The organism is Paenibacillus hunanensis (assembly GCF_014645615.1).
Classification (GTDB): Bacteria; Bacillota; Bacilli; order Paenibacillales; family Paenibacillaceae; genus Saccharibacillus; species Saccharibacillus hunanensis.
The window spans coordinates 493,510-507,802 of sequence record NZ_BMMB01000004.1 but is presented as its reverse complement, the minus strand read 5'-3'; the positions used below and the strand labels follow the sequence as shown (position 1 = coordinate 507,802).

6 protein-coding genes are annotated in these 14,293 nt (G+C 48.9%); 1 reads left to right on the top strand and 5 read right to left on the bottom strand.

The features are described from left to right. Window positions 1–23 precede the first annotated feature (23 nt). The 5 genes from IEX62_RS10970 to IEX62_RS10950 all read right to left on the bottom strand — a co-directional run bounded on the left by IEX62_RS10970 (window position 24) and on the right by IEX62_RS10950 (window position 13,295). On the bottom strand, window positions 24–1,406 hold the full coding sequence (locus IEX62_RS10970; RefSeq protein ID WP_188775536.1) for a glycoside hydrolase family 140 protein: 1,383 nt from the start codon (window positions 1,404–1,406) through the stop codon (window positions 24–26). Between the two features lie 333 nt (window positions 1,407–1,739). After that, window positions 1,740–5,339, bottom strand: coding sequence for a glycosyl hydrolase (locus IEX62_RS10965; protein ID WP_188775535.1), 3,600 nt, complete (start codon window positions 5,337–5,339; stop codon window positions 1,740–1,742). A 2-nt stretch (window positions 5,340–5,341) separates the two neighbouring features. Then, window positions 5,342–8,215 (bottom strand): glycoside hydrolase family 2 protein, encoded by a 2,874-nt coding sequence (locus IEX62_RS10960; protein WP_188775534.1) that lies wholly within the window; start codon window positions 8,213–8,215, stop codon window positions 5,342–5,344. Between the two features lie 165 nt (window positions 8,216–8,380). Further along, entirely contained in the window at window positions 8,381–11,980 is a 3,600-nt protein-coding gene (locus tag IEX62_RS10955; protein WP_188775533.1) for a chitobiase/beta-hexosaminidase C-terminal domain-containing protein, read from the bottom strand. A 424-nt stretch (window positions 11,981–12,404) separates the two neighbouring features. Next, window positions 12,405–13,295: a LysR family transcriptional regulator gene (locus tag IEX62_RS10950; protein WP_188775532.1), complete on the bottom strand. Its 891-nt coding sequence runs from the start codon at window positions 13,293–13,295 to the stop codon at window positions 12,405–12,407. Between the two features lie 137 nt (window positions 13,296–13,432). On the opposite strand from IEX62_RS10950, the gene IEX62_RS10945 reads away from it, so the two are divergent. Then, window positions 13,433–13,951, top strand: coding sequence for an HPP family protein (locus IEX62_RS10945; protein ID WP_188775531.1), 519 nt, complete (start codon window positions 13,433–13,435; stop codon window positions 13,949–13,951). Window positions 13,952–14,293: the final 342 nt, after the last annotated feature.

Here is a 14,293-nt window from a genome sequence, read left to right as displayed (position 1 = left end):
TTCCGTGCAGGGCTTGCAGAAGCTTACGCTCGGGAAGAACGATACGCTGCCTGCGAATACTCTTCATCGCTGAACAGGCATAATACCCAATCCTGCCCTCTACCACTTGAAGGCGCTTCCCATAGGCGACTGCCGGTATTACTGAACGTGCCCGCATAATCATATGTTCCTGTACGCGGACAGTACCATACCGCCTCTAGAGAAGCTCCTTCGATTTGTCCTAATCTTACTTTAACATACAGTCCTGTTGGACAATAGATAAACATGAAGCTTTTCCCACAGCATGCAACCGGGGTATTTGCTCCACCCAGTGCTTGCTCTAGCAGATGACGTGCTGGCTTCGCTTCGGTAAAATCAACTCGTTCCATTAACGCGCGCAAATGCTGCATTTGCCGGGCACCCGGACGTTCAAGCGCTTGCTGCCAGGTCATAATGAAAAATCCAGCACTGTGATCTGCCCATGCTGCATCGTCTCTCCCGCGATACATCGACCATACCGAATGATGCCCATACGTATGTCCGCAGGCTCCGCTACATACCGCATAATAGGCAGCCTGCCGCACATCGGCTTCATCAAAATATCCATTTACCGGATGAAAATCAATCGGAATATCCTCATAGCACGGCTCAGCGTCCAGTGTTGGACGCACAGGCTCTAAGGCATAATCATGCTCGACCAGACGATAATTATCGCGCACTCCTGCACCATGACTGGACTGAATCATGTGCAAATCAAGCCAGGATTCAGTCTGCACATATCGAGATGACGAGACGCCTCCCTTCGGATGAAAGGTCATCAAGCGTTGCTCCGTGCTGCCCTCACGAATCCCCCGCGCCATCTGACGGATAATATCATAATGTCGCTCGGTTTCCAGCGCACGATCGCCACCAAGCACCCAGATCAGATGCGGATGATGACTGTATCGCTCTGCCACCCATTTTCCATAGCCATAGGCATTGTCCGGTTCTAATATTTCCGGGCCGATCCCACCAGACAGATTGAACTTATCTCCCCATGCTGGAAGTAAAGCAATATACAATCCCAGCGATTGCGCCAGCTCCAGCACCGCATCCACATGATGCCAGTACGAATTATCGCCAGCTAGATCAGGCTGCAAAGGATCAGGCTGTCCATTTTGGTCTAACAGCAACGGTACACGTCCATTGGCAGCGGGGGTGAACAGTCCATCTCGCTCAGCGAGCAGCACCGTCTGAATCACATTAAAGCCCTGCTCTGCACGCTTACGTAAATAATGCTCCGTTTCCTTCATATCCAGCCGATGCAATAGTTCCCATGCTGTATCAGCCAACCAGAAAAAGGGCTGTCCATCTGCTGTCGCCAGATGTCTCCCACTGGAATGAATATGTAGTGGCTGCAAGCTTGGACTTGCCGATTGTGTGAACATAAGCGATCATTCCTTTCCATATTGAATATTAGCCGAACACCAGTGTTCGGTGTTCGGCATGTAAGCTAGATCGATATCAAATTGGCGTCAACGTTTAACGTTCATGCTGTATAAAAGTAGTCATTGATATACGGTTTGACCGTTTTATCCTCTGATTGTTTTATTTATTAAATACCCTCGAATCTTCCGCTTCTGAGCTGCTACATTTTGGTGTTTTGGTGTTCTGGTGTCTGGTGTTTTGTTGCCTGGTGTTCTTGCATTCTTACACTTTTACACTCTTATATACTAATGATCTTCCACATCTCCATGATGCTAAACTTCACTCTACAACGGTTAAGTTGAGCGAATAACAAGCTGCGGCTCGCTTGCCAGACCGAATCGTACCATGCAATATCGATCCACATAGATCGAATCACCATCAAAGTTACCATCTGTCCAGCTCGGCTGGTCGGTGAAGCTATCCGGGCCCACCATCGTCAGCTCTCCACGCACATGATGATGCGGCCCGAGCAGATTACGGCAGCTGGATAATAGCTCGATCGTAAGCTCATTTTCGCCTTGTTGGAGCCAATCGGTAATATCCGCTTCATAAGGCGCCCACATCCAGGTTGAGCACTCCTGACCATTCATGAATACACGCGATAGTACCGCATGCGGACGCTCGCATACTAGCCATACACGCTCATGCGGCTGTAGCTCCGTAACGAGCAAGGAGCGTGTTAACTGTACATTGCCTGCATAAAATAGCAATCCCTCTGTAGTCAAATCACCCGTGCGCGCGGTGTGCTGAGGCTCTAACAATTGGAAAGGCCCCTCTGTATAGATTTCATCCACCCCTTCGTACGTATATTCCGTCATACTTTGAACAGCGAAATGACCCAGAATATAGATGCTTTCCAGCTCGGTATCGTAAAATAGCTTGTTTCCTTCGGACTCGAATGCCGCCGCTCTTGCTGCCGCCTCATACGTCGCTTCCGAATTGGCAAAATGCCCTGCCAGCACGATTCGATTCTGCCCTTCATGCAATAAACTACGAATATCCAGCTTGCGGAAGGCGATATCGCGCCACCAGCCTAGCTCCTGCTGCTTCAGCGGCTGATCATTGATCGATATCTGATAGCGCTCCGGTTCCTCCAGAGCTAGAAACATCTCTCCCTGCAAATAATCACCACTAGCTGCCTCTACCGTAAACTCAAGCTCCACATCTACCGCATGTCCCAGCTTGATTAGATGCTGCTGTACGAAAATAATCGGCTCCGGTGCAGACCACTCGCCACCTGCAATTCGCCAGCGACAGCGATCCAGTGTAATACTGTTCGGATCACTGAGTTGAACCATCCAATCCTGTGCAGGCATCATCACCGCTGATGACGGTGCGGCAGAAGTAGTGGAACGATGTAAGCCGCTCACAAGACCGGTTGCTTGGTCGTCTGTGGAACGATTCGCTTGTACATCCTGCTGAATTGGCGAATTAGCTTTATTTTCAACCCAGGAAGTCGATTGCGATTCATGTTGAATCTCACGTACTTCTGTTGAATCGATGGATCTATGTTCTGCTGGAGAAGTCGCTTCACTAATACGTAGCATGTACGATTGCGCAGGTGCAAAGTCCAGCTCGATGTGTAGCTGTTCTTGCGCATTCAAAAGAATATTGAGCGGCTGGATCGTTCCATTTTCCAGATTAATATAATCGACTTGAGCTTGATTGCCATCTCCGAACGAGCTAAGCTCGAATATTGCATGATACCCCTGCTCTCGGTCTGTATTCACAATATAGACCAGTCGATCAGGCTGCATGCTTAGTGTGTCTGAGCTTGCTTCTGTTTCTGCTACTATATTTTCATTTTCCAATGAAGCAGGATGACGCTGATCGGCTTGCTCAGCGGAAGCGACTTGAACCGTATGAATACGGCTGAGTAACGGAGATTGCGTGATAGGATTAAGCTCCAGTAGCTCTGTCGAATTCGCTATTGCTGTTGAACGTTCCGAACTGTATTCGATCTGATGCAGTACAATATAGGCGGGCACATGCTCCCGCACATATTGCTGTACCGCAGATAGCTCCAAAGGCAGACATGGCGTGCGCAGCTCTAGCTCGCTCAGTCGCTCATCCGGTTTGCCATCTACCATTTCTGGTAAGGCGCCCAGCGCAAGAATCCGCCCTCCTTGCTCGCTAAAACGCAGGAGTAATTCTAGTGTAGTCGAGCCGATCGTGAGCATTGGCGGCAAAATGACTGTTCCATAGGCTGCCTGTCCGATTACAAGCTGCTTACCTTCGATACGTCCATGATGCTCGATAATACTTTCTGAGCCATAATCATGTCCATAATGCAGAGCGCCCAGCCATTCGCTAATCTGTACAAAATCCTGATTAATCCGCTCACCACGCTCTACACCAAGCTGCGTTCCCCTTGCGATCGCTTCATCTGCCCCTTCTACAGGATGCGTATACACCAGCCAGGATGAACGAATCGGATGCAGCAGTAAAATATCCGCTTCGACCGTACTCTCCGCCATCAGCATCGATAACCGTCCAAAATAATCATTAAACTGATGATACTGACTCCACCACGGCTGCTGATAATACAGTGAAGGTGGGTAATCCCGCTTACGAATCCCACGCAGGCTATACCCTTGTAGATGCTGACACATGAGATTAATCCCATGCACATATTGCCATTCGGCAATCCATTTCAGATCGGCAAACGATACATTCCAGCCGCTACAGCCGAAGGTTTCGGATAATACAAACTTCTGTCCCAGCTGATGTGCGACCGAGCTTACCTGCTTCGGTGTGATCGGATTATCGATAAATCGTCCCAGCCAATCGATACCTGGCACCTGCATATACTCATATGAAGCCATCGCATCCCCAACTGCACCCGTCTGTGCAGTCAGATGATCCTCACATACGACATGCCCGGTCAGACGAATATTCTTCTCCTGACACCAGTCCCCGATCTGCTGCATAAATGATTGTGAAAATAGCTGCGTCGCCAGCTGCCAGAACCGATAGCGAATCTCCTCATGTCCCGTTCCTTCCAAAAATAATAGCGGCAAATCCTGCAACAGATCCATACCATATGCTTCCTGGTAACGCTGCTGTAAGGTAAATGACCACGGCACCTGATTACGTCCATATTGCGGCTCATCTGTGAAAATGCCTGCAACCGCCTGTCCAAAATGCTCGGCAAACCGATCCGCATAACGCTCATACGTCGATTCGATAAAAGCGCGCACCACGTTCGCATCCAGTGTATCGATATAATATGGATTAATATCATAGTAGAGACGCAGCTCCGCTACATGTCGCTGCTCGGAAGAGAGCTGAACATAATGTCCGTCCTTGCAGCGATACCATGCGATCGTATGTGAATCCTCGTCAGCGCTGAGACTTGCTTCAGAATCATTTTCGTTCATTTGCAGCCGCTCCAGCTTGAGCCATTTTTGCTGATGATCCAATCCAAGTGCAGGCACCACGCCATCTGCGAAGCCGCTCGGCCAGCCATTTTCGTCATAGCACCATACTCGCATACCCAGCTTATGACCCTCATCAATACCCGCAGCGATGCAGTCCATCCATTCATCGCCCATGTACGGCGTTTCCAGACCAGCGCGAGCGTGCATAATGTAGCCGCCAAGACCTGCTTGCTTCATCTCTCGTACCTGTCGCCGAATCTCCTCCGGCTCCATCCGATCATTCCACGACCAGAATGGAATGGCGCGATATTCCGCTGGCGGATCAAGTAAGCGATCATACAGCTCTGCCGCATATAAGCGATCTGTATCCATTCCACGTGGATTACGATCTCGCTGCTCGGCATGAGCAGAGGAAACCGATGAATGAATTTGGAATACAGGGCGATCTTGGCTACGTGTCTGCTCCTGTAATGGCTCTGTATGAGCATGACCTGTTGTCGTTCGGTGTTCCATACTTATTCCTCCTTCTGGTGATGAAGCGGATGTGCATTAACCTTTGAGGCTATAACAGGCTCGTGAGCAGTAACCGGATTGTTGGTATGATTGCCTATCGATGCTCCTGCATTCCATGCCCGTACTTGCAGATCATCAAGCGAACGCACCGGGACGATTCGCTCTTCGCCTGCATCGAGCCAGTAAAATTGCTTTTTAGCCAGTGCGTAGTTCTGTGGTGTACTACCAGTACAGTATAGCTCAACAGCTACAGCAGGCTGATCGCCACGATTAGCTACACGGACAACGTATGGATAACGCTCACTCTCAGCTTCGGATACTGGATCTGGATACTCCTGCTCATTAGCGCACGAATGAGTATCCATCAGCGGTGTCCATTCTAGCTCTGTACGTGGCAAATCGAACAATACCCCTGGACGAGCGTCAAAGTTTAGCCAGTAAAAGGTGCGATAAGCTAGGTCCTCTCCTCTATACAGCTCCGATACGATCAATACAGGTGAATCTTCCAGCGCATAGCCTTGTAGCTCCAGCTCACCCAGCTTACGCGATTGCGAGGCTGTTGGCGGTGCTTCATTATCATCCGTAGTTCTGTCAGACGCTCCTTCCCAGGTGTGATGCAGTATCTCCTGTAGACTGGCATCGTATACACGTACATTTGCCTTCCATGCTTGTCCATTGCATACACCTTGCTCATCGACCAGATATACAGGCAGTTGCTGCGCCTGCTCAGGGCTATTCAGCTGCTTGAACAATACATATACTGCCAGTGGAGCATAAGCGTCTGCTGTAAAATAATGCGATGGCTTAGGTACGCCATACCAATCAATTGTTGACCATGAGACACCGGGATACACATCATTTAGCTTATAGGTTACGACCCCCGTCTGCTGCGGCCAGTGACAACGAGCGCTTTCCATCTTATGGCGTAGCGATACAATCTGCGCCAGCTGTGTGCCAATCGCAAAGCTGTCTAACGAATCACACGGTATAAATGAACCTGCGAACTCCGACAGAATACGCATCTCATCCCGTGTATCAAACGCAGGTAAATGCGCATAAAAGCTTTCACCTACAGGTGGTGGCCATATCTGCTGCTCCTCAATCGGCATATATCGCTGCATCGATTCCATCGTTGGCGCAGATGCGAGACCAAATTCACTTAGTAGTCGATCCTCTAGCCCTGCATAATAGTCAAAGCTATACGCAGGTGTCCATCCATTCCATACGATGTGATCATGCGTGCTACCACCGAGCGGATCGGTACGGTGAAATGGACGTGTGTCATCCAGCTCAATCGCCAGTCTACCCATCATTCGCATGGCTTCATGATCCAGCTCACTGCTCGTCTCGTTACCGCCACACCACATCACAAGTGAGGGACGGTTACGCAAACGAAGTGTATTACGCCGCACCGTTTCCTCCAGCGCTGTACGTGGCTGATTCGCATGACTGCCCCAGCAGGTCGGCCATTCCTGCATAATCATAATGCCCAGTCGATCACACCAATCATAGAAATCATCGGTTTCAGGAATACCGCCACCCCATGCACGCATAAAATTCACATGCTGCTCAGCAGCCAGTCCGAGAAAATGGGCATACCGCTCACGCCGAAAATCCATTAATGCGTCCAGTGTGCACCAGCCTGTTCCTTTCGCAAATACAGGCACGCCGTTGACCGCAAACGTCCATTTATACTCATCCGACTTCACCCCTTCGGAAAAAGGCTGCATCTCGATATGTCGAATGCCAAATGTCGTTTCGATGCGACTGAGCGTAGAGGTTGTCTGTTGCATGGCGACGGAGGATGTAGCTTGTTCAGCTCGCACACATGCAAGCGTTAGACGATAGAGCGCCTGCTCCCCCATATCCAGCGGCCACCACAGCTGAGGCTCAGGGATAGTCAGCTCCAGTCGTACCGTATATTTTCCGCTATCCGTGGAGGTGAGGGAATTAGCATCAGATGATTGCCATTCGAAAAAAAGCGCCCTGGATGCGTTGGAATGTTGGCTTGGAGCTTGTGCGATCTGCCCCTTGCCCTGCTCCAGCTCAATCCAGCCATACACACGATCGCCAGCTAGCGGCATTTCAGCTAATTCAAAGGTCAGCTCCACTCGTCCTGCATGAGCATCTTCGACGCTATGCACAGCGATAAATGGATGAAGTACATGCTGCTGAGGTAAAGCTTCCAATCGCACACTTTGCCAGATGCCGACCGCCGGCAGATTCACATAATGCCAGCCATAGTTGCAGTTGAATACAATCGCTGAATGCCATACATTCCACTCATTACCGAGTGGCGCAGGATGAACCTTCACGATTATCGTATTCTGCTGCTGTAATTGTGCTGCCACCTCATATTCAGGACCGCCAAATGAGCCCTCATGGGTTCCCAGCTTATGCCCGTTCAGCCATACCTCACAGCTTGGAGACACACCGTCAAAAATAAGTCGACCGCGTTTCCATGCCTCCGGGTCATCCAGAGTAAATGTATATTTATGCCACCACGTACGGTGACTATATTCCTTAGCTAATGCAGCATGGGTACCAAAGGACGGATCTGCCAATTGTCCAGCAGCGACCAGCGCCTGATGAATGCTGCCTGGCACCTGTACAGCTATCGCATCATGCCATTCACCATACAGACGATCTGCATCGGTTCCCTCCTCGGCAAGCTGCCATGTACCATCCAGGTTCATTCGTAATACTGAATCCTGTTCGCCAAGCTGTGTTGCTTGATGCCGTTTTACTTCATCGCCGCCTATAATCGTTGTTGACACCGACGTGATAGGAAGCTCCCATGGTGTACACTGTGGCGCAAAATCTTGACGATCCTGATCATCCTTGCTGAATATATGATTCGCTGTATATGGTTTCATCTCGTTCCCCTCTCTCATGGGTGAAGGCCAGAAGCAGAATGACCTTACACGACAATCGCCGTATTGGTCTGCTCCTGGCCCATCCCTGTTGATGCTATACATGTCATCATTCATGTACGCATCATTTGTACGTGTCCCTATCGTTCAGGCTAGAATAAGACGATCTTATTGAGCCGTCAGCTTCACATCATCGATAAAGGCAGTATTATCACCTGTCGTTGATGTCGCTGCAAAGCGGATCGTATGCTGACCAGCGGTTACGGTAAACGCACTCGTTGTATAGCTGGTATAGGTGCCGGAGTTAGGTGCAAACGTACCGACCTTATTACTATCCACATACACATCAAAGGTTTGCGTACCGCCTAGATTGGTACGTTTCGCACCCTTAAAGCTCAGCTTATACGTGCCTGCTGCCATCGTGAGCTGCTGTTGAATCGAGCCGTTAACGCCATTGTCTGTTTTCAAATAAGCGGTCTGTGTGCCTTCCGGTGCATTGGCTGCTGGAGCAAATACGCTACCATTGCCCTGAATACCGGCACGGCTGTCAAATACCCAGTCGCTTGTGAATGGGCCAACTCTTGTTTTCGTTGAGCTGCTGGAGGCGATCGCTGGTGTTTCAAAGCCACCGTTTTTCAGTTCGCCTGTCACTGGAGGCTCTGGATCAGGCGTGCTGGAGGCCTCGCGAATGATCATGCTATCCAAAAATGCAGTATGATCGCCTGTATTCGAGGTCGCTACGAATTTGACTGTATGCTTGCCCGCAGTAACCGTAAAGGCATTGGTCGTCAGCGTTGTATACGAGCTGGACTGTGGAGCAAAGCTGCCTACCTTCTGGCTATCCACGTACACGTCAAAGGTTTGGATACCATAACCGCTACGTGTAGCTCCCTGGAAGCTTAGCTTATACGAGCCTGCTGGGAAGTTCAGCTGCTGAGACATGGTGCCATTAATACCACCGTCTGTTTTCAGATAGGCGGTCTGCTGTCCAGAAGGAGCCGTGGCCGCCCCAAACGCACTACCATTGCGCTGCACACCGGAACGAGAGTCAAACACCCAGCCATTTGTGAATGGTCCTGGCTTAATTGAGCTCGTTTCTGGCTTTTCAAAATCGGTGTTAAAGATCGTCACTACTGGTACTTCATTCGGAATCGTCGTTGTATAGAAGCAGCGCTTCGCTGCATTTGGCGCTGGATCGCCGCCGAATACCTCATTCGTACAGAGTGTGCCGTCAGTCAGCTTTTTGTATTTGAAAATGCCATCTGCACCATATGCAACCATCGCCTGTCCGTTAAAGGAGCAGGTCTTGCTCTCATACGCACAGAACTGGTAGCCATCCGGTCCAATCGATTGATCCAGCGTTTTGTACAAGCCGGAGGTTACACCGGAATTATCTAGTCCTGATTTGATGGCAATCGCTTTGAGCATCCGTGTACCGCCATTAGGTAAAATGACCGAATTGCTGTACAGGGTCGACGACGCCGTTGGTGTTGTACCATCCAGTGTGTAGTGAATCTGCGCACCCGCAGTTGCACTCTCGATAAATACCGCTTCTGCGGAATTATAAATGCCTGGTGTCAGGCTAAACGTTGGTGCATCCACGCGAGTGTCTACATGACGCGGAATGACCTTGATTAACGCAATTCCATACGCACCCGGAGCCGTGCTGCTTGTCGCACGAATCGCGACCATGCGCTCTGTCGATACATCCGGTGCAGTATACAGGCCATTGCTTGTGATCGTGCCGTTATTGCTGCCCAGCACCGTCCATGTCACATTCGTTGCAGTAAGTGTGTACGTGGAGTCGGTGACGCTTTCTGCTTCGGTCGCAGAGGCTTCCTCGCCGCTTGGAGCAGATTGCTCTGTAGCCGATGTTTGATCTGCAACCTCGTTGCCTTTGTCCTTCTCAGTATCCACTTTAGCATCAGGCAAAGTAGTCGATTCTTCCGTTGCTTGCGTGTTCGCTGTCGCTTGATCGCTCGTTGTCTGCTCTGTAGCTGTTACCTCACTTGAAGCAGCGACTACGTTCGCATTGGAATCATCCGACTTGCTGACTGATGATGCTGTGACACTGCTTGTCGCCTGTTCGCTTGCCGATGAAGCGGTCACCGCCTGCTCATCTGCATTGCTTCTAGTGCCTTCAGTTGTCGATGATTTCATCGTTTCGCTCGCTGCGGAATCCGAATCGGTCTCTGTACCATACGTATCCTCTGTTACCGCAGCTACGCTTGTGTTTCCATAGGTGGCGTCAATCGTATTCGCTTGTAGCTGCAACGTTTGACCCCCTGTTACAGTTTTTTCGATTGGTGTCACTTCAACCTGTGTTTGTGGCTTAGCGGTTGTATAAATGGAGAAGTGGTAGCCTGTATCCGTACTATTGTCGATAAATGATTTTTGTGCAGCGAATGTGTTTTCTACGACCGGCAAGGTTGCCTGTGCATTCGGCTGTACGCTATCCCGATACGTCATTTTGTAAAAGGTTTTGTTGACACTGGTGTTACCGAAGTCAATCGTGAGCTGCTGCGCGCTATCGCCCTTCGACTCCACCAGTACGGTGTAGTTGCCGTCCGCTCCACGGAACGCGGAAGCACGCACATCGCTTGCCCCACCTGTGTTCACTTTCAGCACCTGACTGTGCTCCGGAATGTAGCGATTCAGGAAGCCAGCGGAATAATACGTTTTACGTGGATCACGATCCAGCGGCAAGGAATGCCACATCGTATACGTACCATTCGTATCTCCATCTGGATCACTTGACCATGCGCCATTCATCTGCCACATGAGCGCACCGCGCAAGCCATCATTCGCGGCACGAATGACCGAGTTGGCGAAGCCAGCATTCCAGCTGCTGGCATCATCATCTGCCCAGCCAAATTCTGTCATGACGACAGGCTTGGAGCCTGCTGCGGCATGACGATCAGAGATCACATTGCCCAGACCATCGTAGCTGGTGCCATATACGTGGAAGGTATAGGCATCAAATGCACTGTCGGCATTGTTTTTCATATATTGCATCCAGTCCAGTGCACCTGTTTCCTCAGGGCCCCAGATTTCAATGCGATCGCGTAACCCATCTGCTGTGAGACGGTTATGCACTTTCTGTACCATCTGCGCATAGTAAGCCTTCTGGTCAGCAGGGCCTTCAAAATCCCAGCTTCCGTTCGGCTCGTTGTAGAACGTTAAGTATTTGATATTGTTGTATCCGCGCTGGTTCAGTAGTTCATTCAGTGCAGCCGATGCAGATACAGCATATGCATCCAGATCAGCCGGGGCGCTCACATAGGGATCTTTCAAGCCAGGAATGTTAAACCAGCTCTGTACCGTGCTGCCTACCTTCCAGCCAAAATTCAGCTCCACCTCGGTGCCTGCTGTTTTCAGAGCATCCATGTATTTATAAAATGCTTTCATCTTGTCGCTATTGAATGTATAGGTGCCTTTCTGTGGCTCCATCCAGTCAATCTGGAACCAGACACGAGCAACCTTCGGTTGAATTTTCTCAATTCGGTTCGCATCCATCGCCCAGTACGCATCGTTGTATCCGTAGCGTGTACCGAGCTCCATCAGATTGGTCGGAATAATGTTAACACCGACACCAAGAAAATCGGATTGCACTACCTGACTTGTATCAACCGAGATCGTACGTGATACTGTTGCCGCTTCAGCACGATTCGTGTCCGCACTGCCCCAGGTAAACGCGGGTAGCATAAGCGCAAGCGTCATTACCTGAACGCCCAATGTGCGCCACATCGTTCTGGCTTGTCTGTTCATCGCTTCCTCTCCTTTTCACAGGCAAATTGGTGGAACTGCATAGACTGCAAAGCCGTTGATGCCTTTTCATCATAGGTTAAAGATAGCGCTTACAAATTGAAGAAATCACAGAATTAATTGAAATTTATACAGAAGATGTGGAGCTAGCTTGGTGGTTGAAAATAGTTGGAGTTGAACAATATGAGGATTCACTTGAATTATTCGATTGTTCGGCAGGATCGAGGTTTCGTTTCGGCAGTTTCGATGGAATGATAGACCAATAAGCATACTCCGCTCACCGCATAACCTTCCTGTGTAGAGTAGGATGCGAGAGCAGAGTATGCTTCATACATTTGAAAATAATACCCGTATACATGTAAAAATAACAAGCCAGACACATGTCCATCCAACTGAGTATAGCTTTGAAAATGATACGTTCCTGTTATCAATAAATCGATACATGCCCACCTTCTTTCTCAAAATAATCCACGATATACTGCTTGAACAACGCCGTATTCGCATTACGCTTTGCGGACGCATGCTCGATCACGCCATGCTCAATCCAGATAGGTTCTCCTAGCTCGATCGTCTGTAATCGCCCAGTATCCAGCTCTTGTTTGATAGCACTTTCAGGCATCAGGGCAATGCCTGCGCCACCTAGTACCGTCTGCTTGATCATTTCCAGACTTGTGTAGGTGATATTACGATAATGAGTTTTGCCAAGCTCAGCGAGTCGTTTGTCCGTTAACGATTGATACATACAATGGTTGCCAAAGCCGATCATACGAAGCTCATTGTTCATCAATTCATCCACTGCGATTGCACTGGAGCATACGAATACGAACTTCTCCTGCACAATCGGTGTATACTTCAGCTTCGCAATATGCGGATGAAAAGGCACAATGCCTACATCCACCTTTTGCTGAAGCACCTCATCTACAATATGCTGCTGAAAAGCCGTGGTAAGCTCAATCTCCAAGCGTGGGTGCTGCTCCAGAAATCCGACCAGCGGCTCCGAGAATTGAGTTACGCAAAAGGACTCCAGCGCTTTAACTTTGATCGTGCTACGAATCCCCTGAATTTCATCGTTCATCTCCTGAGCCAGCTTCATGAAGCGATAAGCATGCTTAGCAAAAATTTCACCCTGCTCCGTCGGAACGACACCATGAATCATGCGCTCGAATAGCTTGGCTCCAGCCATTTGCTCAACTAGCTGAATATGATTGGTGACCGACGATTGCGAGAATCCGAGAACAGATGAGGCTTTACTAATATTGCGATATTCATACACCTTCAAAAATGTATACATATACTTTCCTTCGATTTGACTAAGCATCTATAGATCACTCCATCAGTTTTTTAGATATCATTATTAGTATTATCAATTTTACAGATAGGTAAGTCGCTTGTACACTAATCCGTAGCAGCATATGCATAAAATATAGAATATGAATCGAAAGGTTGTGCAGTATCATGACAAATCTAAAACATTATTTTCGTAAATTTGGTTCGACTTCTCGCTCCCCATTACTTATCAATGTGCGGCAAGCATGGTGGGCATTCGTGGGTGGAGCGATTGCTATTTTAGCACTGGAAGCTTTATCAGCTAGCATGGATGCGGTACTACTGATGGCACCTTTTGGAGCGAGCTGCGTTCTGGCATTTGCTCTTCCAGAGGCACCTTTATCACAACCGAGAAATATCATTGGCGGTCACGTTATTACGACATTATGTGGTCTTTTCATCTCGCATCTATTCGGTTATACGATCTGGTCGCTGGCACTGGGTGTGGGTATCGGTATTGCTGCTATGATGCTCACCAAAACGACTCACCCACCTGCTGGCGCAAATCCAATCATTGTGATTACGGCGGCAAGCTCCTGGTCATTCCTGTTCACTCCGGTACTGGCTGGGGCAATTGTGATTGTATGTATTACGTTGCTGTACAACAATTTATTTGCACATAAAAAATATCCTACGTTCTGGGTATGAACAGGAATTGACGTACAATCATACTATTCTTGAAGCTGATCAAGATCATTATGCATTGCCCGATTACACTTATTTACATCATATTAAAATTCAAACTTGAGCACTTGCTTTCATAGCGTTAGCGCTTCGATTGCTGGAGTCCCGTGCAAGAGCTACTCATTTTCTTTTTTTAAACTCCCTCTTGCAATCCCCAAATTCCTGTATTACAATGAGCCTACGATTTGACCGGTCAAACGAATCGTCATGACATTTCAAATTAAACTACACATTTTCAGCTGATTCAATTCAGCTATGACATGTGTAATCATCAAGCAAAGCAAGCCGTAATGACGGCTACGATAA